The following is a 23,834-nucleotide window of genomic DNA, read 5'->3' as shown; positions in this document are numbered from 1 at the left end:
GTCACCGTCCGAACGAACCGGCCTCGTTCCCGGGCGGCCCCGCCGCTGCGGGAGCGTCCACCACATCCACATCGCTCGCCCGGACGTAGGCGAGCCGGTGGCCGAACTGGATCTCGTAGTACTGCTCCCGGCCCCACACCACGGGGTTGGGTGTCTCGCTGAACGACTTGGCCGTGTAGGAGCTGCCGACGCCGGACTGCGTCACATACCGCTGCCCCGCCCGGAAGCTGTAGGGGAGCGGCGACTCGGTCGGCTCCTCCACGCCATCCGGATAGGCGTCCTCCTCCGGGAGGGCACGCCCGTACACCGGGATCTCGTCAAGACCCTCCTTCGGCGTGACCATCCGCCCGGCGGCGCCGACGGCGGTCGGCTGCTGCGCGGGGTTCCTGAACCACCCCTTGTGCCCCTGGAACCAGATCGCGGTCCAGTCGCCCCTGCGGTCGGCGACGGCGAAGGTCTGGCCGGTGGAGACCCGTGATCCCAGGTCGTTGACGTCCGTCGTGGAGTCGTCGCCTTCCGGCTTGCGGCCCGGGTCCTGGATCAGCGGAGCGCGCTCGTCCGGTTCGGTGTACAGGCGCACGGCGCTGGAACCGTGCGGCCGACACGGTGAACCACTCTTGGTGCACCCCGTGAACAGCGGCTGGTTCTTGGTGTAGTCCGGCAGGATGGTCACCATGTCGCTGTTCGGTCCCGCTGTCGCGCGCAGTGGTGCCCCGAGGAGGTCGAAGTAGTGCCGCCAGTCCCAGAAGGGGCCCGGGTCGTCGTGCATGTCGGGGATGCTGTCGGTGGTCGGGGCCGGCACGTTGTCATGGCCGAAGATGTGCTGCCGGTCGAGCGGAACGCCGTACTTCTTCGCCAGGTACCGCACCAGCTTCGCCGAGGTCTGGTACATCCGCTCGGTGAACCAGGTTCCGGGCTGCGTCAGGAACCCCTCGTGCTCGATGCCGATCGAGCGGGCGTTCACGAACTGGCTCCCGGAGTGCCAGGCCTCGTCCTTGGTCCGGATGTGCTGGGTGACATGGCCGTCGCTGGAGCGGATCGAGTAGTGCCACGAGGACTCCGTCGGATCCTGCACCGTCTGGAACATGCTCGGCAGGCCCGCCTCGGTGTCATGGATGACGATGTACTCGATCGGCTGGTCCCTGGGCCGGTCGGCCAGGTCGTGGTTGCCGTACTCGACGGTGCTGTCCTCGTTGCCGCCGTCCTCGCTCTCGTTGTCGCTGTCCTCGACGTCGTCGTTCTCGATCTCCTGGTACGGCGCCTCGAGCCAGTCGCAGACGAGTTCGGCAGGGCACTCGACCTGTTTCGGCCGCTGAGGGCCCTTCGTCTGCGGGGTGCGGTGGTGCGGCTGCTGCACGCCGGGGGTGGCGGGAAGGCTGACGTCCTGGCCTTCGGCGGTGATGCGGTGCGCTCCCTGGCGGATCAGGGCGAAGACGTCGTCGGCGTAGGCCGCGGCTGACGCCACGTCACGGGTGCCCGGGAAACGAGCCACCGCCTCCCACCAGTCCGCCGGATCGGCGCTCAGGGGCTTGCCGAGCTGCCGCTGCGTGGCCGCCAGGAGGGCCGCGCCGCCGCGTACGTTGGCGACGGCGTCCGTCCGCAGCTGCCCGGTCGATGTCTGGATCAGCCGCGCCGCGTGCTGCAGGTCAGCGGGCTGCACGGCGTGCCGGGCCGAATCGTCCGGGGCGCCAGGAGTGCCTGGAGTGCTTGCGGCATCGGGGGTTCCTGGGGTGCCCGCGGCGTCCGGGGTGCCTGGAGTACCTGCGGTGCCTGCGGCTTCCAGGGCGCCTGTGTTCCCCGTGACCCCTGCGACCCCCGTGGTGTCAGCGGCCCCGGTGTTCCCCGCGGCCCCCGCACCCGGTGTGTTCCCCGTGTTCCCCGTGTTCCCCGTCTTCCCCGCGGTTCCGGCCGCCGGAGCGTTCCCCGCAGTGCCCCCGGCCGGAGCGTTCCCCGAAGCCCCCGAAGCCCCCGAAGCCCCCGAAGCCCCCGAAGTACCCGGAGTCCCCGGAGTCCCCTCGACGAGCGGCCCCGCCACCCCCGTCCGAGGCTGCGCGGAACCGCCGTCCGGCGGCGGTGTGCCGTGCTGCGGTGCCGGAGGCAGGAGGCGCTCGGTGTCCAGCAGATGCATCGGCCCGAAACCGCCCGAGACGCTGGGGGCGCCCGGGTGGGAGTCCCATCGTGACTGCATGTAGGACACGCTCATCAGCACACTGCGCGGCACGTGGAACTCGCGCGAGGCGTTCGTGAAGGCGTCCTGCAGCCGCCGGTCCGTGGCGTCGTCGGCACCGGACATCGGGAGGATCAGCAGCGGTGGCAGCAGAGCCGCCCCCGCGATCAGGCAGGCCGTACGGCGGCACCTCCGGATGGCCCCGGGGGCTTGTGCAGAAACATTTCTTCTCATCGCAGAGGCTCTCCCAACCACGCTCGTTCGCAACCAGGACAAAGGAGTTGCCCGTCACGCCACCCCTCGTACGTTTCCGTGCCCCGCGCGCCGTGTCGTGGCGAGCGTCACCGGGGTGGACCAGCGGTAGGGCAGAGGCCACCCGGTCGGCGGCAGTGGTTCGGCTGCCTGGGCCAGCACGCGTGTCCGCGTACGGGCTCACTCCTCGACCGGGTCCGCCTGCCAGTCGGGGTGGTTCGGCATGGGAGGGGTGTGCGCGCCGTACAGCCAGGGCGTCAGAAACGGTTCCAGGTCCTCGCCGGCGACCCGGGAGGCGAGCGCGACGAAGTCCGCGGTGCCGGCCGCCCGGCCCCGGTAGGTGCTCACCCAGGCCCGCTCGATCCGGCCGAAGGTCTCCTCGCCGACCTTCTCCCGCAGTGCGAACAGCACCAGCGCGGAGCCGTCGTAGCGCATCACCTTGAACAGCGTCCGCTCGGTGGGTTCGGCCGGTGCGCCTTCGTCGTGCCGCCACTGGTCGTGCTGCTCGTACGCCGCACGCATGGTGGACTCCAGGCTCACGCCGCCGTGCTCGTCGGAGTACAGGCGTTCGTAGTAACGGGCGTGACCCTCACTCAGCCACAGGTCGGACCAGCGCCGGAGGGCGACGCTGTCACCCGTCCAATGGTGTGTCAGCTCGTGGACGAGATTGCGTTCGGCGTCGACCTGGTCGCCGAGCAGGTCGTCCCGTGGCACCACGGAGAGGGACTGGGTCTCCAGGGCCACCGGCAGGTCGGTGTCGCCGACCAGTACGCCGTAGCGGCGGAACGGGTACGGGCCGAGCCGCTGTTCCAGCCAGGCCAGGTGTCCGGGGGTGAGCGAGCGGTACGCCGCGGTGTCCGTGACCAGGCCGTCCGGGACCACGTCCCGGACCGGCAGGCCGCGCGGGCCGCGGCTGTCGACGAAGGTGAACTTCCCGATCGCCAGCTGGATCAGCTGGGCCGCGATCGGCTGTTCGGAGTCGTACGTCCACCGGGTACGGCCGCCGGGTCGCCGGTCGGTGCCGACGAGCCGGCCGTTGGCCACCGCGCTGAGCCCCGCCGGGGTGGTGATCCGGAAGGTGACCGGTGCCCGCAGGCTCGGGTGGTCGTTCGCCGGGAAGATCATTCGGGCGCCGTCGGGCTGTGCGCAGACGACGGTGCCGTCGGACGTGGGCACCCAGCCGTAGTCCTGGATCGCGTCGTCGCGGTGGCGTCCCTGGGCCGGGTCGGCGGTGTAGGCGACGCGGACCGTGAACGCGCTGCCGCGGGGGATGGGCTTCGCGGGGGTGATGACGAGTTCGTCTTCGTGGCGTACGGCGGCGGCCGGTGCGCCGTCGACGGTGACGTGGTGCAGTTCGTTGCCCGCGAAGTCGAGGTCGAAGCGGGACAGGGCCTGTGTGGCGGCGGCGCTGATGGTGGCGCCGGCCTCGAAGGGCGTCCGCGGGGCCCGCCAGTCGAAGTCGAGGGTGTAGCGGCGGACGGTGTAGCCGCCGTTGCCGGCGAGGGGCATGAGCGGGTCGCCGATGCCCGGTGCGCCGGGCGACGGCGCGGGGCCCGCCGGCACCGCCCTGGCGCCGGCGGCGGGGGTGCCGTGGCCCGCGGGCGGGGCTCCGCCGGCGAACAGGGCGTCACCGGCGAGTACGGCGGCCCCCGTGAGCGCGACGGACCCGGTGACGACGAGGACGAGCCTCGCACGATGCGCGCGCAGGGCGTCGCGGTGCCGCCGGAGCCGGGACCCCGGTCGGTCCGGACGTTCCGTGTGCTCTGCGTGCTCTACGTGCTCTGCGTGCTCCTGACGGTCCTGATACTCCTGGCGGTCCGTGCGGCCCTGACGGTCCGTGCGGTTCTGGCCGTCCGCACGGTCCTGGCCGTCCATATGGTCCGGGTGTCCGGACGACGCCGTCACCGGAGGAGCCCGTGGGCGATGCGGGGGCGGGGTCGGGGGACCGGGCTCGTGGCCGGGTGCCCCGGGGGGCGTCCGGCGTTCATGATCTCCATGTCCGCACTATGCCAGCTTGGTGTGCTTATATCACTAAATGTCACTTCGCTGACTGTTCGCGCCGGGTGGTGCGGCGCTCGTCGTCATCGCGCCGATCTGCCGAGGCGTCATTGCGGGCCGGGCCGTCTCCCCCGTAGAACACCGGCCATGAGAAGACGGATAGTCATGTCCATGCTCGCCGGAGCGGGTCTCCTGGTGGGCGCGCTCTTAGGTACCGGAACCCCGACCGCCGAAGCGGCCGGTGTGCCGGTCGGCGTACCGGCCGAGTTCGGCACCGACTGGCACGATCCGGTGACCGCGGCGCCGCCCGTCGACCGCCCGCACACCCGCTCGTGCCAGGTCACCCTCGCCGATACCCAGTTCCGCGACTTCACGCCCTATCGCGGCACGTACACGCCGCCCCGGGGCTGCGGCGAGCGCTGGAGCAAGGTCGTCCTGCGGCTCGACGGCAAGGTGAAGGGCCGTCAGTACGACCGGCTCGGCTATCTGCACGTCGGTGGCACCGAGATCCTGCGCACCTCCACACCCGAGCCCTCGCCCGACGGCATCGAGTGGCACGTCGAGAAGGACGTCACCCGCTACAGCGCCACCTTCCGCGCCGCCCAGGACGTCGAGATGCTGATCGGCAACGTGGTCGACGACACCTACACCGGGGTCATCGACGTACACGTCACCCTGACCTTCTACGCCGGACGGCCCGAGACGCCCGCCCCCGACCGCGTCCTCACCCTCGCCGACACGTCCGCCGGTACGACGCTCACCACCCCGCGCAACAGCGAGCGGATCGTCGCCGAGGTGTACGCCACCGGGTCGGGCGGCGGATGCGAGGAGTTCTGGTACCTGACCGTGGCCGACCCGGCGTCGTACTCGTGCAAGGCCGACCGCGGCCCGTACCGCGAGGTGCAGATCAGTGTCGACGGCCGGCTCGCCGGCATCGCGGCACCGTTCCCGAACGTGTGGACGGGCGGCTGGTCCAACCCGTTCCTCTGGTACGTCCTCCCGGCCCCGCGCGCCTTCGACGTCCGGCCCGTCGAGTACGACCTCACGCCCTTCGCCGGCCTCCTCAACGACGGCCGTCCGCACCGTGTGGAGGTGTCCGTCGCTGGTGTGCCCGCGGGCCAGTCGGGCTGGAGCACCCCGGTGAACGTGCTGGTCTGGCAGGACGCGCACCGCGCCCATGTCCCCGGAGCGCTCGTCGAGGACAAGGCGACCGACATCGCCGACATAACCACCTACACCCCCGGTCCGGAGAACCGGGCGCACACCGAGGCCGGGCACCGGCTCACCGTCTCCGGATACCTGGAAACCTCGCACGGCCGCGTCACCACGACCGTCACCCGGACGCTCGCCAACACCTCCGTCCACCGCTGGACCGAGGGCGAGACCACGGACGGACTCGACGCGACCTGGACCGACGCGGAGACCGTGCGCGTCCTCGGTCACGGTCCCGCGCGGACGACGCGGACGCACCGGACGTACACCGTGAACGGCGCCACCACGGTCGGCTCGGACGACCGGCTGCGCACCGTGCTGACCCTCGGCGACCGGGCTTCGGCGGAGACCCGCGAGGGCGGCCGGCGCACCGCGTGGTCGCGGCTGGACGACACCTACAGCGGCGACGCCGCGTACACGATCAATGTCCCGCGTGAGCAGCGGCACGCGGTCGGCACGTCGAGCGAGCGCTATCGCCTCGTCGGCACGGACGGCTGCCACGACCGTTCACTGACCACGGTCCAGGGGGTAGTGACGGAGGACCGCAGCCGCTGCTGACACAGGCGAGGAGGTGGCCGGCCGGCATCGATCCGGTCGGCCGGCGTCCCTCAGCAGCGCTGGGCGGCGTCCCCGTCGACCAGGGTGTCCAGCAGCAGGCCGAGGACCTGGCGCTCCTTCTCCGTCAGTGGCGCCAGTATCTCCTCGGCCGCCGAGTGGCGGGCGCCGCGCAGCTCGCGCAGGGTCGCGCGGCCCTCGTCCGTCAGCTCGATCCGGGTCACACGCCGGTTCGCCGGGTCCGCCGCGCGCCGTACCTTGCCGCTCGCCTCCAGCCCGTCCACCAGCGTCGTCACCGCGCGCGGCACGACTTCGAGGCGCTCGGCCAGATCGGCCATGCGCGGCGGCGAGGCGTAGTGGGCGAGGGTGCGCAGCAGCCGGGACTGGGCCGGGGTGACGCCCAGCCCGCGCTGTTCCAGATGGCTTTTCTGGATGCGGTGCACCCGGCGGGTGAGCCGTAGCAACTGCTCGGCGAGCAGGCCGTCGGGATCTGGGGTGGTCATGCGGGAACAATATCAGGATGCCGTTCATTGTGAGTATAGGTAACAATGAGCTATGATCCGTCAGGCATCGTCGGCCGCGCTCCGGCCGGCCCCGTTCCCCTCCGTAGGAGCCCATGCGTCCCGACCGTGAACCTTCCTGGACCCCACCTGCCGACGCCGGCGAACAGCCCCGGCAGGTGCGCCGCATCCTGCGGCTCTTCCGTCCCTACCGAGGGCGGCTCGCCGTCGTCGGCCTGCTCGTCGGCGCCGCGTCGCTGGTCTCGGTGGCCACGCCGTTCCTGCTGAAGGAGACGCTGGACGTCGCGATCCCCCAGGGGCGCACCGGCCTGCTGGGCCTCCTCGCGCTCGGCATGATCCTCAGCGCGGTCCTGTCCGGCATTTTCGGCGTGCTCCAGACGCTGATCTCGACCACCGTCGGCCAGCGCGTCATGCACGACCTGCGCACAGCGGTCTACGGCCGTCTGCAGAGCATGTCGCTCGCCTTCTTCACCCGCACCCGCACCGGCGAGGTCCAGTCCCGCATCGCCAACGACATCGGCGGCATGCAGGCCACCGTCACCTCCACCGCCACCTCCCTGGTCTCCAACGCCACCAGCGTGATCGCCACGATCGTCGCGATGATCGCCCTGGACTGGCGGCTGACGATCGTCTCGCTGCTCCTCCTGCCGGTGTTCGTGTGGATCAGCCGCCGCGTCGGCGACGAACGCAGGAAGATCACCACCGAGCGGCAGAAACAGATGGCCGCGATGGCGGCCACGGTCACCGAGTCGCTCTCGGTCAGCGGCATCCTGCTCGGCCGCACCATGGGCCGCTCCGACTCGCTGACCTCGTCCTTCGCCACGGACTCCGAGCGCTTGGTCGACCTGGAGGTCCGGTCGAACATGGCAGGACGCTGGCGCATGGCCGTGATCACGATCGTCATGGCCGCGATGCCCGCGATCATCTACTGGACCGCCGGCCTGGCCCTCCAGTTCGGCGGACCCAAGGTCTCGCTGGGCACCATCGTCGCCTTCGTCTCGCTCCAGCAGGGCCTGTTCCGGCCGGCCGTGAGCCTGCTCGCGACGGGCGTCCAGATCCAGACCTCGCTGGCGCTCTTCCAGCGCATCTTCGAGTATCTGGACCTGTCGATCGACATCACCGAGCGCGATCGGCCGGTCCGCCTCGACGAGGTCAAGGGTGAAGTCCGCTTCGAGGACACCGAGTTCCGCTACGACGGCAAGGGCGGGCCCGTCCTCGACGGCATCGACATCACCGTGCCCGCCGGCGGCAGCCTCGCCGTCGTCGGCCCGACCGGCGCGGGCAAGTCCACCCTCGGCTACCTGGTGCCGCGTCTGTACGACGTCACCGGCGGCCGCGTCACCCTGGACGGGGTGGACGTCCGCGACCTCGATTTCGACACCCTGGCCCGCGCGGTCGGTGTCGTCTCGCAGGAGACGTACCTCTTCCACGCCTCGATCGCCGACAACCTGCGCTTCGCCAAACCGGACGCCACCGACGAGGAACTGCACGCGGCGGCCCGGGCGGCCCAGATACACGAGCACATCGCCGCGCTGCCCGACGGCTACGACACGGTCGTCGGCGAACGCGGACACCGCTTCTCCGGCGGCGAGAAGCAGCGCCTGGCGATAGCCCGCACCATCCTGCGCGACCCGCCGGTCCTCATCCTGGACGAGGCGACCAGCGCGCTCGACACCCGCACGGAAGCCGCCGTCCAGGAGGCCATCGACGCACTGTCCGCCGACCGCACGACGATCACCATCGCCCACCGCCTGTCCACGATCCGCGGCGCCGATCAGATCGTGGTGCTGGACTCCGGCCGGGTCGCCGAGCGCGGCACGCACGAGGAACTCCTGGAGCGGGACGGCCGGTACGCGACCCTGGTCCGCCGGGACGCGCAACTGCAGCCGACAAGCTGAATATATGCCGGGTTTGTGAGGATATGCGTATTACCGTTCCCGCATGCAGACGAACACTCCGTCACGGAGCACGACCCGGCTGACCCGCCGGGGCAGACTCGCCGTCCTCGTGATCGGCGCCGTCGTGGCCGGCACCGCCGTGGTGGTGCCGCTGCTGATGCTGGAGGCCGGCCGCAAGCAGGCGAAGCCCGTCACGCTGGTCATCCCGGAAGGCTGGCGCGCGAGCCAGGTCTACGACGCGGTCGACAAGGTTCTCAAGCTGCCCTCGGGGAGCACCCGCACATCCGTCGGCAAGGCCGCCCTCAAACTGCCGAACGAGGCGGGGAGCAACCCGGAGGGCTACCTCTACCCGGCGACGTATCCCGTTCCGAAAGGGGCGACCCCCGAGACACTGCTGCGGACCATGGTCGACACCGCGATCCGGAAGTACACCGCCGCGCCGGTCGCGGCCGGCGCACAGCGCGGCGCGATGGACACCTACCAGGCCGTCACCATCGCCAGCATCATCCAGGCCGAGGCCGGCACGAAGGCCGACATGGGCAAGGTCGCCCGGGTCATCTTCAACCGGATGGAGCGCGGGATGCCGCTGCAGATGGACTCGACCATCCATTACGCGCTGAACCGCAACACGATCGACACCAGCCGGAGCGACACCCAGATCGAGAGCCCCTACAACTCCTACCAGCGCGTGGGCCTGCCGCCGACACCGATCGACAACCCCGGCGCGGACGCCATGCACGCCGCCCTCAACCCGACGCCGGGCGACTGGCTGTACTTCGTCACGGTCAAGGCCGGGGACACCCGTTTCACCGCCGACTACACCGCCCACCTGCACAACGTCGACGACTTCAACGCCCTTCACCAGAGCGCGGCGGCGACCCAGCCCCCGGGCGGCAGCACGTCAGGGTCCCCGGCGGCCCCCTCCGCGCCGTCCGTCCCGGCCGTCCCCGCCGTTCCCTCCGCCACCCGGCCCGCGGTCCGCTGAGCCGGCGGGACCTCACGCGGCGAGCGGCTCCTCGGCCAGCAGCCGCTTGATGTCCCGTACGGCCGCGCGCCCGGCCCGGTTGGCCCCGATGGTGCTGGCCGAGGGCCCGTAGCCGACGAGGTGGACCCGCGGATCGAGGACCGCGCGGGTGCCCTCCACCCGGATGCCGCCGCCCGGCTCGCGCAGCCGCAGCGGGGCGAGATGATCGAGCGCGGCCCGGAAGCCGGTCGCCCAGAGGATCACATCGGCGCCCACCCGCCGGCCGTCCCGCCATTCGACGCCGTCGGGGGTGACGCGGTCGAACATCGGCCGCCGGTCCAGGACGCCGTCCGCGAGGCCCTGGCGCACGGCCTCGTTCAGGGGCAGTCCGGTGACCGAGACCACACTGCGCGGCGGAAGCCCCTGACTCACCCGCTCCTCCACCAGCGCGACGGCCGCACGGCCCGCGTCCTGGTCGAACGGCCCTTCGCGGAAGACCGCGGGACGCCGGGTGACCCAGGTGGTCGCCGCGGCGTACGGGGCCAGCTCCAGCAGATGCTGGGTCCCCGAGGCCCCGCCGCCCACGACCACGACCCGCTTCCCGGCGAACTCCTCGGGGCCGGCGTACTGCGCGGTGTGCAACTGCCGTCCCCGGAAGGTCTCCTGGCCGGGGTAGCGCGGCCAGAACGGCCGGTCCCAGGTGCCGGTCGCGTTGATCAGCGCCCGCGTCGACCAGGAGCCGTCCGACGTCTCCACGAGCAGCCGGCCGCCGGCGCCCTCGCGTACCGCGCGCACGTCCACGGGCCGCCGCACCCGCAGGCCGAAGGTGCGCTCGTAGCGGTCGAAGTACTCCCGGACGACCTCGGCCGAGGGCCGCGCCGGGTCGGCGTCCGTCAGCTCCATGCCGGGCAGCGCGTGCATCCCGTGCACCTTGCCGAACGTCAGCGAAGGCCACCGGAACTGCCAGGCGCCGCCCGGCCCGGGAGCATGGTCGAGCACCACGAAGCCGCGCTCCGGCTCGAAGCCGGAGCGCCGCAGGTGGTAGGCGGCGGCCAGACCGGCCTGACCCGCGCCGATGACGACGACCTCGACCTCGCGTGCTCCGTTCACGCCTCTGCCAACAGGAAGCCGCCCGCGGATCTTCCCGGCCGCTCAGCGTCCGCCCGCCGCGAGCAGCGGCACGCCGTCCGCCGGGACCTGGCGCTTCAGCAGCCCCCGCGCGGCCAGCTCGGGGATCACTCCCTCGCCGAACCAGTACGCCTCCTCCAGGTGCGGATACCCGGACAGCACGAAGTGCTCGATGCCGAGGGAGTGGTACTCCTCGATCCGGTCGGCGACCTCGGCATGGCTGCCGACCAGCGCGGTCCCCGCACCGCCGCGGACCAGACCGACCCCCGCCCAGAGGTTCGGATGGATCTCCAGCCGGTCGCGCGCTCCGCCGTGCAGCTCCAGCATCCGGCGCTGCCCCACCGACTCGCTCCTGCCGAGGGCGGCCTGCGCGGCGGCGATCGTGTCGGCGTCCAGGTCGTCGAGCAGCCGCTGCGCCGTCGCCCACGCCTCGGCGGAGGAGTCCCGGGAGATGGTGTGCAGCCGGATGCCGAAGCGGACCGTACGGCCCTCGCGCTCGGCGAGCGACCGGATCCAGTCCGTCTTCTCCCGCACCTGGGCCGGTGGTTCGCCCCAGGTCAGGTACACATCGGCGTGCCGGGCCGCGACCGGCCCGGCGGCCGGCGAGGAACCGCCGAAGAACAGCTGCGGCACCGGGTCGGGCGGCAGCACGGCTAGGCCGCCCTCGACCTGGTAGTGCGCGCCCCGGAAGTCGTACGGCTCGCCACGCCACACCCCGCGCACGACCGAGAGGAACTCGTCGGTGCGCGCGTACCGCTGGTCGTGGTCCAGGTGGTCGCCGAACCGCCGCTGCTCGGCCGAGTCGCCGCCGGTCACCACGTTGAGCAGCAGCCGTCCCCGGGTCACCCGCTGGTAGGTCGCCGCCATCTGCGCGGCCAGCGTCGGCGAGAGCAGCCCGGGCCGGAACGCCACCAGGAACTTCAGCCGCTCGGTGTGCTGGGCGAGCGCGGCCGTGGTCAGCCAGGCGTCCTCGCACCAGGTGCCGGTGGGCGTCAGCACCGCCTCGAAGCCCAGCTGCTCGGCGGCCTTGGCGATCTGCGCGAGGTACTCGATGTCCGGGGCCCGCACCCCCGTGGCCCTGCGGGCCTCGGCGGGGCCGTAGGCGTGCCGGTCCACCAGGGTGCGGCCGTCACCGCCGGTCGGCAGGAACCAGTGCAGTCGTACGGTCATGTCCGTGTCCCCTTCCTCAGCCCTTGGCCGGGGTCGTCGACGGCGGCAGGCCGCCGTTGTACCGCGGATCCACGAAGCCGGCGAAGTCCACCTTGCGCGGGATGAGCTTCAAGTCGGTGAAGGCGTCGGCGATCTGCTGCTCGGAGGCGACGAGCGGCTTGTCGACGGCCACCGAGACGCGGGTGGAGTTCGTGCGCCGCACCGAGGCCAGCGCCACCTCGTACGGCAGGCCGGTGTCCTTCGCCCACACCTTGGCCCACGCCTCCTGGTGGTCGTACACCCACGCCGTGGCCCGCCGCAGCCGCGCCAGATAGTCCTTGACGGCGGCGGCCTTCTTCGGGTCCCGCAGCGCGGCGGGCGCGGCGACCTGGAAGGTGAGGCCGTTGGTGACGCCCTCGCCGGTGGTCAGCACCCGGCCCTGCTTCGCCTGGAGGACCTGCGAGGTGTACGGGTCCCAGACCGCCCACGCGTCGACCTTGCCGGAGGTGAACGCGGCCAGCGCGTCGGCCGGCTGGAGGTACTTGACCTTCACGTCGGACAGGCTCAGCCCGGCCGCCGCCAGCGAGGCGACCAGCTGGTAGTGCGCGGAGGAACCCTGTGCGACGGCGACGGACCGGCCCTTGAGCTGCTGAGGCTTCGTCAGCCCGGAGCCCTTCGGTACGAGGATGGCGTCGCCCTTGGACGTGCCGTGCCAGGCGGCCACGACGGAGATCTTCGAGCCGGCGCCGGCCGCGAAGACGGGCGGGGTGTTGCCCACGCCGCCGATGTCCACGGCCTTCGCGTTCACCGCCTCCAGCAGCGGCGGCCCGGAGGTGAAGGTCGACCACTTGATCTTGTAGTCCAGATTCTCCAGCTCTCCGGCGGCGCGCAGGACGGCCTCCGAACCTCCCTTCTGGTCACCGACGTTCAGGGTGACGGAACCCTTTCCGTCGACGTCGCCGCCCGCGCCGGCGGACGAGTTTCCGCCGCAGGCGGTGAGCAGGAGGGCGAAGGGGAGGAGCAGTGCGGCGGGGACGTGTCGTCGTCGCATGACGGTTCCGTTCGTGTACAGGAGAGGTGCGTGAGAGGTGCGGGGGGTCCGGGAGGTGCGTGCGGACGTGTGCGGGAGGATCAAGGCTTCGAGGGGGTGCGGGCGGCCTCCGCCGCGGTGTCCACGCCGAGCCGTTCGAGCAGCCGGGCGCGGAGGGCGGCGAAGCGGGGGTCGGTGATCTCGCGCGGCCGGTCGAGGTCGATGACCTCCTCATGGGCGATCCGGCCGCCGTCCATCACCAGGACGCGGTCGGCGAGCAGCACCGCCTCCTCGACATCGTGCGTGACCAGCAGCACCGCGCACCCCCGGCGCTGCCACAACTCCCCGACCAGGCGCTGGGCCTTGATCCGGGTGAGGGCGTCGAGGGCGCCGAACGGCTCGTCGAGCAGCAGCAGATCGGGTTCGCGGACCAGCGCGCGGGCGAGGGAGGCGCGCTGGGCCTCGCCGCCGGACAGGGTCTTCGGCCACGCCTGGACGCGGTGGGCGAGACCGACCTCGTCCAGCGCCTGCTCGGCGACGGCGCGTTCGGGCCTGCCGGGCAGTCCGAGCAGGACGTTGCGCCACACTCTCTTCCACGGCATGAGCCGGGGTGCCTGGAAGGCGACGGCCCGGCGGCGCGGTACCAGGGCCGTGCCCGTGATGTCCCGGTCGAGGCCCGCGAGGATGCGTAGCAGGGTCGACTTGCCGCAGCCGCTGCGGCCGAGCAGGGCGACGAACTCGCCGGGCGCGATGTCGAGCCGGAGGTCGTCGATGACGGCACGGCCGTCGAAGGAGCGGGTCAGCCCCTCGACATGGACCGCCTGTCCGGTCACCGTCCGGTGAACGTCGGTCGCCATTGCAGCAGCAGCCTTTCGAGGGAGCGGACGATGAAGTCGGCGAGCAGGCCGAGGAAGGCGTAGACGATCAGGCAGACCACGATCACGTCGGTCCGCAGGAAGTCCCGCGCCTGCACCATCAGGAAACCGATGCCCGCGTCGGCGTTGACCTGCTCGGCGAAGACGAGCGCGAGCCAGGCGATGCCGAGCGAGTAGCGCAGCCCGGTCAGCGCCCCGGGGAGCGCGCCCGGCAGCACCACGTGCCGTACCAGGCCCCAGCGGGACAGCCCCAGCGACTCTCCGGCCTCGATGAGCTGGGCGTCGACGCCGCGGATGCCGGCGTAGACGTTGAGGTAGAGCGGGAAGGTGACGCCGAGCGTGATGATCGCGATCTTCGGGGCCTCGCCGATACCGAACCAGATGATGAACAGCGGGATGAGACCGACGAACGGCACCGTCCGCAGCATCTGCACCGGCGCGTCCACCAGGTCCTCGCCGATCCGGAACAGCCCCGAGAGCAGGGCGAGTCCGGTACCGGTCACCGTGCCGAAGAGCAGCCCGAGCGCGACGCGCTGGAGCGAGATCGCCATGGCGGACGGCAGCGAACCGTCGCCGATCAGATCCCAGCCGACCTGCGCGATCCGGCCCGGTGACGCGAGGACGTCGGCGGCCAGCAGCCCGGTCCCGCTGAGCAGTTGCCACAGGACGAGGAGCAGCAGCGGGCCGGTGGTGCGGCGCAGCCAGCGGGGGATCCGGGCGCGGCGGGCGGAGACGGGGACGACCGGTTGGAGGTCGGGCCGGCGGTCCGGGGCGGTGTGCCCGGGCGAGGGCGGCCCGGAGACGGAGGACGGGGTCTTGGATATACCGGAAATATCCGGTTCAGGGGAGTTGGGTGGGGCATGGCTGATGCTCATGGATGCTCCACGGGAGAAGAGCCGGAGGCGAGGGAACGCGGCTCGGCGCCGCCGCGTCATGCCCGGCCCGACGGGGAGTCAGGGATGACGTGCGGGTGGGGCGACGAAGTCCGCGACGAGACAGCGGAGAGCCGGAAGGCGGAAAGCCGGAGGGAGAAGAGCGGGGAAAGGCGTCAGTGGCCGCGGCGACACGCGGCGGAAGCCACCCGCAGCAGGTCGATGTGACCGCGCGTGGTGAGCAGGGCTGAACGCAACATGCGGCAGAACGTAGTCAGCTGGGTGCGCGCCGGTCAACGGTGTCTCGCCCAATGGACCAGCCGTATCGGCAATCGGTACGGTCGTCGCGTGTGAAACCCGGCGTATGGGTCAGGATGGGGGCATGTCCGAAGCCTTGACCACACGCATGCTGCACGTCTCCACCGGTTCCCGGGAGCGCGTCGTCGACCTCACCGCCGACTGCGAGGACTTCCTCAGGGAGGCGGCGGCCGGCCGGGACGGCCTGCTCAACATCTTCGTCCCGCACGCCACCGCCGGGATCGCCGTCATCGAGACGGGCGCGGGCAGCGACGACGACCTGCTCGCCGCGCTGCACACCCTGCTCCCCGCCGACGACCGCTGGCAGCACCGGCACGGCAGCCCCGGCCACGGCCGCGACCACGTCCTGCCGGCCATCGTCCCGCCGCACGCGACCCTCCCGGTGATCGGGGGACGGCTGGAACTGGGCACCTGGCAATCGGTCTGCCTGGTCGATACGAACAGGGACAATGCCAACCGTCAGGTGCGGCTGAGCTTCCTCGGCTGATGCATGTGACGGTCCCGTAGCGTTGAATTCCAGCCGCGCCCAATGCCCCTTGGCCCATGCGGGATCAGCCCGTGACCGTCATGTTCCCCGGTGCGGTCGGGCGGCGAGATTTGAGCCCGCGACCTCTCTCCCGAATGAGGTTCGGTTGCTGGGCTTGCCAGGGCGGATGGCGTTTGTGCCGGTCATGGATGCTCCCGATGGTCTCGCCTGAACTGGAGGGGGTTTGGGAGCGGGGTGGGTCCCAGATGGCTCCCAGTGGATGGAGCCTCAGTCCCGTGCTGGTAGGAGGAGCGACGCGGCTCGTGTCGGGGCGGCGATCGCTATGACGACGGCAGTCGCCGAAGATGTAAGGGTGCACGCGCCGGGTGTGGCGGCTCAGGCTGCGAAGCCGGGAGTGGATGGTGTGTCGCGGCGGCGGGCCGGCGCCACTTGACCTCTCTGCTGTGCGCACGTGCGGCTGCCTTCCGATAGCTCCGAGGTGCCGCGCAACGTCGTTGCGGGGCACTGGGGCACCGCCAGCACATTGCCCTTGCATGCCTTCAATATGACCTTCCCTTGACTCGCCTCCTCCAGGGTCAGAAGCCGCAGTTGCGAACCAGGGGGAGACGACAGCGATGGGTGACGGCAAGGTCCCCGGCAAGGTTCTGGACATCAAGACCGCCGACATCAAGGCGGCGGCACCTGCCTTCCAGCAGGGGGCCATCGATCTGAGCAAGGCGCTGACCACGCTCATCAAGACCCTGGACGGTCTGGGTGAGCCCTGGGGCCACGACGAGCAGGGCGACAAGTTCGGCAAGGCCTACAAGCCGCAGCAGAAGAAGATCGAGAGTGCGGCAGGCATCCTGGTGCTCGGGCTGACGAGCATTCACGAGGCCATGGTCGACATGTCCGACGGGACCGTGGACAACGACCAGCTCATCGCCGGCATGTTCACCAAAGTGAAGACCGGCAAGCAGAGCGACGGTGCCGGTGAGCGTTGAGGACAAGGCCCGCCACATCCTTCTCAAGCTGGGCCTGTGGTGGCCGGAGGCCGCCTCCGGCCAGCTGCGCGAGGCGGCGAAAGCGTGGCGTGCGTTCGCCGGGGCCGTCGACGATGTCCGCTCTCCCGTGCACCGCAGCGCGTCCTCGATCATCCACAACAACACGGGTGAGTCGATCGAGGCGTTCGAGAAGTTCTGGGGCCGTTACGCCAAGGATCAGGACGGCGGCTGGCTGAGCGATCTGGCGAAGTCCTCGCGGGAGATGGCCAACGCGCTGGAGAAGTTCGCCGACGCCATCGATGATGCGATCAACAAGCTCTGGACGCAGATCGGCATCGACGCGGCCGTGATCGCGGGCGGTGTGGCGCTGGCCTTCTTCACGGCGGGTCTTGCTTCCGGGGCGGCCGTCGCGGCGGCGGACGCGGTCATCGAGTTCGGTGCCACGATGGGCATCGCCGTCACCACGACGGTGGCCGAGATCGCCGCCGGCACGCTCGTCGCCGCCGCGTTCGGCGGGGTCGAATCGGTGGCGGTCGACCTCGCCGTGGCCCAACCGCTGAAGATGGCGACCGGTCTGCAGCACGGCTTCAGCCTGGACGAGGTCAACCAGGCCGCCAAGGACGGCATGATCTTCGGCGGAGCGCTGGGCGCGGGCGGCGGCCTGCTGAAGGCGAGCATGGAAGGCGGGCTGGCCGACACCACCCCCCTGCTGCTGCGCCCGCCGTCGCTCTGCCCCGACCTGGTGGAGCTGGGCCCGGCCGCCCGCAACGCCGAGCGCACCCCGTGTGTGGGCGAGCCGATCGACGTGGCGACCGGCGCCATGCTGATGACCCAGACGGACCTGACCCTGCCCGGCAGCCTCCCTCTGGAGTTCACCCGCACCCACCTCTCCTCCTACCGAGGCGGCGTCTGCTTCGGCCCGACCTGGATCTCCACCCTGGACGAGTGCCTTCAGATCGACGGCGAGGGCGTCGTCTTCGCCGCGGCCGACGGCATGCGCCTGGTCTACCCGGTGCCGCAGCCCGGCGTTCCCACGATGCCGGTGAAGGGCCCGCGCTGGCCCCTGGAGTGGGACGGCAAGCCGGACGGAGCGATGACGGTCACTGACCCGTCGACGGGCGTGACCCGGACCTTCGCCGCCCCTGTCCCCGCCCCCTCCTTCGGCGTGTTCCACCTGGCGCTGGACTCCTGGAGCGACCGCAACGGCCACCGCATCGACGTCGAACGCGACGGCGAAGGCGTCCCGTTCGGCATCCGCCACTCCGGCGGCTACTACGTCGCCGTCGACACGCAGGGCCCGCGCATCACCGCCCTGCGCCTGCTGGACGAGCCGCCGTCCCGCTACCGCCCCGGCACCGCGACCGACGAGGGCACGGTCGTGATGCGCTACGGCTACGACGCCTCCGGCAACCTCACGGAGGTCGTCAACTCCAGCGGCGAGCCCCTGCGGTTCACCTACGACACGGAAGGTCGCGTCACCCGCTGGACCGACCGCAACGGCACCTGGTTCGGTTACGTCTACGACGAGCGCGGCCGGGTGGTCCGCACCGAGGGCGTCGACGGCATCCTCTCCGGCGCCCTGACCTACGACGACACGGCTCGCACGACGGCGTACACGGATTCGCAGGGCCGCGTCTCGGTCCACCGGTACAACGCCGACGGGCTGGTGGTGGAGGAGACGGACCCGCTGGGTCATGTCACGCGCACGGAGTGGGACGCATACGGAGCCCGGCCGGTCGCCGTGACGGACCCACTGGGGCACATCACGCGGTACACCTACGACGACTCCGGCAATCTGACCGAACTCACACTTCCCGACGGCTCGCAGGCCCAGGCTTCCTACACCGCGCTTGGCCTGCCCACGGAGGTGATCGAGCCGGGTGGTGCGATCTGGCGGCACACGTACGACGAGCGGGGCAACCTGCTCAGGACTGTGGATCCGACCGGCGCTGAGACGCGCTACACGAACCATGAGGCGGGCCGCCCAACCGTCATCACCAACGCCCTCGGCCACACCCGCACGGTGGCCTACGACGCGGCGGGCCTGCCCATCGCCCTCACGGATGAACTGGGCCACACGACCACGATCCGCCGCAACGCTTTCGGGCGGCTGATCGAGGTGACCGATCCTTTGGGCCGCACCACGCGCCTGAGCTGGACAACGGAGGGTAAGCCGTCCTGGCGCGAGCAGCCCGACGGCACCCGCGAGTCGTGGACCTGGGATGCCGAGGGCAATCTGCTCGCCCATACGGACCCGGCGGGTAACAGGACCCGCCACACGGCGACGCACTTCGACGTCCCCGCCACGCGGACCGACCCGGACGGCGCCCATTACACGTTCTCGTACGACACGGAATTGCGCCTGACAGGCGTCACCAACCCGCAGGGCCGGACCTGGTCGTACGCCTACGACGAGGCCAGCCGTCTGACGGCTGAGACTGACTTCAACGGCCGCACGCTGACGTACATGTACGACGCGGCGGGTCGGCTGCTCTCACGTACCAACGGGACCGGGGAGACACTGAACTTCGTCCGGCACGGGGCTGGCCGCACCGTGGAGCAGCGCACCAGCACCGGTGAGACGACGACCTTCGAGTACGGCGCGGACGGACTGCTCGCCCGGGCGCTCAACCGAGACGCCGAGGTGATCCTCGATCGGGACGCTCTCGGGCGCATTCTCAGCGAGACGGTCGACGGCCGCGTCACGGCTTACGCCTACGACCCGTTGGGCCGCTGTGTCCGTCGCGAGACTCCGTCCGGACTGGTCTCACTGTGGACGTACGACGCGGCAGGACGGCCCTCGGAGCTTCGTTCGGAGGCGGGCAGCCTCGCCTTCACCCATGATGCCGCCGGACATGAGACGGAGCGTCGTCTCGGCCTCGATGTTCTGCTGACCCAGACGTGGGACGGTGCCGGCCGCCTGACCCTCCAGTCCCTCACAGCAGGTTCAGCCGATGCGCAGAACCTCCTTCAGCACCGCGCCTATGCCTACCGCAGCGACGGCTACCTGACAGAGATCCGCGAGCTCACCACGGGCACCCGCCGCTTCGACCTGGACGTGACGAGCCGCGTCACGGGCGTACGCGCCCACGGCTGGACCGAGACTTACTCCTACGATCAGGCCGGCAATCTGGTGCAGGCAACGGCACCCGGCCACGGCTCCGCCGGGGAGCGCGACTTCGACGGCACTCTCGTCCGCCGCGCGGGCCGCAGCACCTACCAGCACGACGCCCAGGGACGCCTGGTCCGCAGGACCCGCAAGCTCCTCAACGGACAGACCCGGACCTGGACGTACATCTGGAGCACCGAGGACCGCCTGGCCGAGGTCGGCACGCCGGACGGCGAACGCTGGAGGTACGCGTACGATCCGCTCGGGCGCCGCCTCCGCAAGTATCGTCTGGCGGAAGACGGAACGCAGGCCGAACGCACCGAATTCTTCTGGGACGACACCAGGCTGGCGGAACAGGCTGGCCCGGACGGCAAGGTGACCACCTGGGACTACGAGCCTGGCACCCATCGGCCGATCGCGCAGACCGATCACCGGCGATCAGCTGTCGGACGCGATGCCTCCTTCCTCGCCCGGCTGGCCGAGGAGTCGGCACCCGGCCATGTGGCCGTGTTCCAAGCGGTCGTGACGGATCCCGTCGGCATGCCCACCGAGCTTGTCACCGCCGAGGGCGAGATGACATGGCAGAGCCGGACCACTCTGTGGGGCACCTCCCTCGCCGGCCCCGTCGAGTTCTCCTCCGCCGATTGCCCACTGCGGTTCCCGGGCCAGTACGCCGACGCCGAAACCGGCCTGCACTACAACTACTTCCGCTACTACGACCCCGAGACAGCCTGCTACCTCAGCCAGGACCCCCTGGGCTTGAAGCCGGCCCCCAACCCCTCGGCATACGTCCGCCATCCTGGCACCTGGTCGGACCCCCTGGGTCTGTACGGCTGTGAGCTGGAGGACCTCGGGGGCGGCTGGTACCGCTCGCCCGAAGGATTGGACTACGGTCCGGGTTCGGCCGAGGGGCATCGCATCACCCACGTCATGCAGCACACCCGGGAGAACCCTGCGAAGCCGGCTCACGGAGTTTTCGACACGGGTAACCAGGGCGTGCTGGAAACGGTCGACGAGGCGTGGAGCCGGCGCGCCGCTGCGGTGTCGGTCAACCAGCAGGGCGCTCGTACCACCTACATCGTCCCGATGGGCCGGCAAGTGGGTTACAACCCCGGAGAGGAATATGTTTCGATCACCGTCGAACACGGCAACGAAGTGATCACGGCCTTCCCGAGGAGCTGGAACTGATGGACAAGGTCGCCTGCGCGCACTGCGGCCAGGACTGGGTGCGTTGTTACGAGCGCAAGGACACGGGCCAGAGGTTCTTTCTCTGCCCCGAGTGCGAGTCCGTCTGGGAACTGGAGGACGACCTCCACGAGGACACAGACATGTACCTGAGCGAGTACCTGCTGACCGGGGACCCCGGAAAGGACTGGGAGATCATCACTCCGTGTGGCTGAGAAGGCCGCCGGTGAGTCGGCTCGGGGGACCGAAACCAGATCATCGCCTTTCTTCCGATGCGTAAAGAGGTAGACCCCATAATTACTGTGCGGTTCACCGTACGGTCCGGCCAAGGCGGCATTGGCGGTTTCAATCCGGGTGACCAGGCAGTCACCGGGGACCTCGGCACAGCCGACTTGGCCGGGCACGTCCCAGATCAGGGCATGGTGATCTACCTATCCGTGGTCCAGTTGCTGGCCAGCCTGGTGCAGTTTCTGCGGGGCAACGCCCGCTTGCTCAACTTCACCGGCGCCGACACTACCTTCGGTTTGGTCGTACGACGGGCCAACGACGGTCTGTCGGTCGTCGGCAAGGGCGGGGTCGTCGCTTGGACGGCGGCGCGAGCGCTCGCCTCGGTCGTGCTGCGGGCCGCGGATGGCCTGGGCCTGGGTCGTGCCCTCTCTCCGGAAGAGCCGATCACGTCCGAAGGGAAGCCTCCCTTGCCGCGTTCCAGCTCTTCGTACCGGGCCAGAAGGGGTGAGAGGCGGGCGCCGGGATGATGAACCCGGGTACTGCCCGGAACGGCGTCGCGGGCGGAGCACTGCGGGACGTCTGCGTCCGCGACATCCCGATCGACGACTGGCGGCGCACGTCAGACGGGTTGCGCACGGTCCCGGGGCACCATGCCCTTGCCCGGACGTTCTCCGGCACTACGGAGAGCGGCGCCTTGGATGCCTCTGCCGTATGGAGCCGACTCGAGGCAGGACGACCCAGAGGAATCTGCCAGCCTGGCCCTCGACGTCGGCGGCCCGTAGTTCACCTGCTACTTCTTCGCCATCGAAGAGACCGAGTTCACTTTCGATCCTTCTGACGTGGTCGATGAGGCGACATTCGCACCCGTTTTCGCCTTCGTGACCTGGCTGGTAACGGCGCCGGGCCGGGAAGTCATCGTGACGACGTCCATCATCAACGCCCTCGGTCGCACCCGTGAGATCGCCTACGACGGGGCAGGTCTCCCCATCGCCCTGACGGACGAACTGGGCCGGTCGTGAGTTTCGTGACGGTCCGCTGAAGCAGCCGGGGGACCGACCGTGTCACCAAGTGCACGCTGCTCCAGTGGAGGCAGTGGCCGTTGTCGTTCCTCGTGGCAGCTCCACACCTGCTGACTACCGAACGGACGGCTCTGCTCTCCGGCCGCGACGATGAGTTCGTCGCCGTCATCTTCGAGGAGACGCTGACCTCTGTCAGCACCTGGGTCCGTAGCATCGGGGTTGTCTTTGCGGAGGTTGGCGGACCCCAACCGGGACAACCCCGACCGCCGGGTACGGCTCAGCTTCCTCGGCGCCTGAGTTCCCTCTGTCCCTCGCCGCGGCTTCGGCCGCGGAGCCGGAGTGAGCCTTCGCCGCGGTGCCGGAGGCTTGGCCAAGGGGGGCCGGATCACCGAGGGTGGCTCCCGGTCCGGCCGGGCGTCGGCACCAGACCCAGGCGCTGGGCGCGCAGCACCGTGCCGACCCGGTCGCGGGTGCCCAGCTTGCGGTAGATGTTCTCGACGTGCTTGTGCACCGTGCGCACCGAGATGCCGAGCCGGCGCCCGATCGCGTCGGCGGTCAGCGCGTCGGTGAGCAGCAGCAGGACGGAGGTCTCGCGCGGGGTCAGCGCGCGGTCCGCCGCCCGCTCGTCGGGCAGCGCGGCCGGACCGAGCGTCCGCCGCCACTCCTCCAGCAGCTGCCGCTGCCGGTCGACCGCCGCCAGCAGCGGCTGCGCGCGCCCGGCCAGGGCCAGCTGGCCGTCGGTGAAATCCGTGCCGACGCGATACACGAGGCACCCGGTGATCGGCTCGGCGCTCCCCGGGAGCGGCACGCCCAGCACATGGTCGACGCCCAGGGCCTCACCCAGCAGCCGTGCCGTCGGACTGTCCCGCCATGCACGGCCCACCGCCCGGTACGCGCTGACCGGGGCCCGGTCGGTGCCGCCCGCGTAGTGTCCGGCGAACGGGTAGCCGGCCCGCAGCAGACCCAGGCCGGCCTCGCTCAGCCCCGCCAGCCGCTCGGCGGCGCCGGCGGGCACCGTACCGATCGTGCCCGTGCGCTCGCTCCAGTCGTCCCGTTTGTGGATGACCGCCTCACCACCGCACACCTCCGCCAGCGCGCCGGCCAGCAGGGGCCACAGCCGCTCGGGTTCCCGTTCGTGCAGCGCCGCCACGGCGACGGCCAGCATGCGCTCGTAGGACCTGTCCAGCCGCACGGGTTCCTCTCCGGTCGCCTCGCGTACCCGTCCTCGCCCGCGGCGTACGTACTTGTACGCATACCCCCGCGGTCCCCGGCCGGCGCACACTTCAACCCGGCGGCACCGGCCTGCTCGGACGCGTCATGTCCGGGGGGCCGCCGGCACGGGGGAACGGCGGCCCGTCCGGTGCCGCCGTCCTGCCGCCGCGAGGGGCGGCGACCGGCAGACCGACGGGACCGAAAACCGACGACGCCCCCCGGGCGGAGCCGGAGGGCGTCGGGGACAGTCGGTAGGTCAGGCGCGCTCGGTGCCGCTCGCCTTCTTCTCCTGCTTCTCCTGCTGCAGGTTCTTGAGCCGCGCGGCCTCCTTGCGGACCTCGGCCTGGGTGGCGCGCTCCTTCACCAGCCACTCGGGCTGCTCCTGCTTGAGCGCCTCGATCTGCTCGGTGGTCAGCGGCTCGGTGACCTCGCCCCGGGCGAGACCCGCGATGGACACGCCCAGCTTGGCCGCGACCACGGGACGCGGGTGGGGGCCGTTCGCCCGCAGCTCACGCAGCCACTCCGGCGGGTTGGCCTGCAGCTCGTTCAGCTCGGCGCGCGAGACCGCACCCTCCTGGAACGAGGCGGGGGTGGCGGGGAGGTACACACCCAGCTTCTTCGCCGCGGTCGCGGGCTTCATCGTCTGGGTGCTCTGCTGCGACTTCATGAGGTCAA

General features: G+C 70.9%; 19 protein-coding genes. 8 read left to right on the top strand and 11 right to left on the bottom strand.

Going from position 1 to position 23,834, the window contains the following annotated elements; all coding sequences use genetic code 11:
- Window position 1: 1 nt before the first annotated feature.
- Together ACF073_RS29670 and ACF073_RS29665 are read right to left on the bottom strand one after the other, a co-directional pair.
- Entirely contained in the window at window positions 2-2,401 is a 2,400-nt protein-coding gene (locus ACF073_RS29670) for an N-acetylmuramoyl-L-alanine amidase (protein WP_392074471.1), read from the bottom strand.
- 198 nt (window positions 2,402-2,599) lie between these two features.
- On the bottom strand, window positions 2,600-4,294 hold the full coding sequence (locus tag ACF073_RS29665; protein WP_392074470.1) for a M1 family metallopeptidase: 1,695 nt from the start codon (window positions 4,292-4,294) through the stop codon (window positions 2,600-2,602).
- A gap of 270 nt (window positions 4,295-4,564) precedes the next feature.
- Between ACF073_RS29665 and ACF073_RS29660 the strand changes: the two genes are divergently transcribed.
- Window positions 4,565-6,187, top strand: a complete 1,623-nt coding sequence (locus tag ACF073_RS29660) for a peptide-N4-asparagine amidase (protein WP_392074469.1) — start codon at window positions 4,565-4,567, stop codon at window positions 6,185-6,187.
- Window positions 6,188-6,237: 50 nt separating this feature from the next.
- On the opposite strand, the gene ACF073_RS29655 is transcribed toward ACF073_RS29660, so the two are convergent.
- On the bottom strand, window positions 6,238-6,687 hold the full coding sequence (locus tag ACF073_RS29655; RefSeq protein ID WP_392074468.1) for a MarR family winged helix-turn-helix transcriptional regulator: 450 nt from the start codon (window positions 6,685-6,687) through the stop codon (window positions 6,238-6,240).
- Window positions 6,688-6,800: 113 nt separating this feature from the next.
- On the opposite strand from ACF073_RS29655, the gene ACF073_RS29650 reads away from it, so the two are divergent.
- Window positions 6,801-8,603, top strand: a complete 1,803-nt coding sequence (locus tag ACF073_RS29650; protein ID WP_392074467.1) for an ABC transporter ATP-binding protein — start codon at window positions 6,801-6,803, stop codon at window positions 8,601-8,603.
- 43 nt (window positions 8,604-8,646) lie between these two features.
- A complete protein-coding gene (mltG, locus tag ACF073_RS29645) occupies window positions 8,647-9,588 on the top strand; it encodes an endolytic transglycosylase MltG (RefSeq protein WP_392074466.1) in 942 nt (313 codons plus the stop codon).
- A gap of 12 nt (window positions 9,589-9,600) precedes the next feature.
- Here the strand turns inward: mltG and ACF073_RS29640 are convergent, their stop codons facing one another.
- From ACF073_RS29640 to ACF073_RS29615, 6 genes are all read right to left on the bottom strand, one after another.
- Window positions 9,601-10,677 (bottom strand): NAD(P)-binding domain-containing protein, encoded by a 1,077-nt coding sequence (locus tag ACF073_RS29640; protein ID WP_392074465.1) that lies wholly within the window; start codon window positions 10,675-10,677, stop codon window positions 9,601-9,603.
- 42 nt (window positions 10,678-10,719) lie between these two features.
- Window positions 10,720-11,865, bottom strand: a complete 1,146-nt coding sequence (locus ACF073_RS29635; protein ID WP_392074464.1) for an LLM class flavin-dependent oxidoreductase — start codon at window positions 11,863-11,865, stop codon at window positions 10,720-10,722.
- Window positions 11,866-11,881: 16 nt separating this feature from the next.
- Window positions 11,882-12,895 (bottom strand): ABC transporter substrate-binding protein, encoded by a 1,014-nt coding sequence (locus tag ACF073_RS29630; RefSeq protein ID WP_392074463.1) that lies wholly within the window; start codon window positions 12,893-12,895, stop codon window positions 11,882-11,884.
- Between the two features lie 80 nt (window positions 12,896-12,975).
- The gene (locus ACF073_RS29625; RefSeq protein WP_392074462.1) at window positions 12,976-13,731 is read right to left on the bottom strand and encodes an ABC transporter ATP-binding protein; all 756 of its coding nucleotides are present in this window, start codon (window positions 13,729-13,731) and stop codon (window positions 12,976-12,978) included.
- Window positions 13,704-14,624 (bottom strand): ABC transporter permease, encoded by a 921-nt coding sequence (locus ACF073_RS29620; protein ID WP_392074461.1) that lies wholly within the window; start codon window positions 14,622-14,624, stop codon window positions 13,704-13,706. Before ACF073_RS29620 ends, ACF073_RS29625 begins: the two co-directional genes overlap by 28 nt.
- Window positions 14,625-14,797: 173 nt before the next feature.
- Window positions 14,798-14,881 carry a putative leader peptide gene (locus ACF073_RS29615; protein WP_365505671.1) on the bottom strand — a complete coding sequence of 28 codons (84 nt, stop codon included), beginning with the start codon at window positions 14,879-14,881 and terminating at the stop codon, window positions 14,798-14,800.
- Window positions 14,882-15,003: 122 nt separating this feature from the next.
- Here ACF073_RS29615 and ACF073_RS29610 point away from each other — a divergent pair, with 122 nt between their 5' ends.
- The 5 genes from ACF073_RS29610 (at window position 15,004) to ACF073_RS29590 (ending at window position 21,455) form a co-directional block, all read left to right on the top strand.
- Window positions 15,004-15,426 (top strand): secondary thiamine-phosphate synthase enzyme YjbQ, encoded by a 423-nt coding sequence (locus ACF073_RS29610; protein WP_392074460.1) that lies wholly within the window; start codon window positions 15,004-15,006, stop codon window positions 15,424-15,426.
- Window positions 15,427-16,040: 614 nt separating this feature from the next.
- Window positions 16,041-16,406: a hypothetical protein gene (locus ACF073_RS29605; protein ID WP_362686043.1), complete on the top strand. Its 366-nt coding sequence runs from the start codon at window positions 16,041-16,043 to the stop codon at window positions 16,404-16,406.
- Entirely contained in the window at window positions 16,396-20,703 is a 4,308-nt protein-coding gene (locus ACF073_RS29600; RefSeq protein WP_392074459.1) for a DUF6531 domain-containing protein, read from the top strand. The genes ACF073_RS29605 and ACF073_RS29600 overlap by 11 nt, the downstream gene beginning before the upstream one ends.
- A complete protein-coding gene (locus ACF073_RS29595; RefSeq protein WP_362686037.1) occupies window positions 20,703-20,915 on the top strand; it encodes a hypothetical protein in 213 nt (70 codons plus the stop codon). Before ACF073_RS29600 ends, ACF073_RS29595 begins: the two co-directional genes overlap by 1 nt.
- 87 nt (window positions 20,916-21,002) lie before the next feature.
- Complete coding sequence (locus tag ACF073_RS29590) at window positions 21,003-21,455, top strand: hypothetical protein (RefSeq protein ID WP_392074458.1); 453 nt, start codon at window positions 21,003-21,005, stop codon at window positions 21,453-21,455.
- An 877-nt stretch (window positions 21,456-22,332) separates the two neighbouring features.
- Here the strand turns inward: ACF073_RS29590 and ACF073_RS29585 are convergent.
- A complete protein-coding gene (locus ACF073_RS29585) occupies window positions 22,333-23,139 on the bottom strand; it encodes a response regulator transcription factor (RefSeq protein ID WP_392074457.1) in 807 nt (268 codons plus the stop codon).
- Between the two features lie 276 nt (window positions 23,140-23,415).
- Window positions 23,416-23,826 carry a DUF5997 family protein gene (locus ACF073_RS29580; RefSeq protein WP_392074456.1) on the bottom strand — a complete coding sequence of 137 codons (411 nt, stop codon included), beginning with the start codon at window positions 23,824-23,826 and terminating at the stop codon, window positions 23,416-23,418.
- Window positions 23,827-23,834: the final 8 nt, after the last annotated feature.

It is taken from the genome of Streptomyces sp. NPDC015171 (genome assembly GCF_043079545.1).
Taxonomy (GTDB): Bacteria; Actinomycetota; Actinomycetes; order Streptomycetales; family Streptomycetaceae; genus Streptomyces.
Note: the sequence above shows the minus strand (reverse complement) of the source record. Positions and strands in the feature narration are given on the sequence as shown.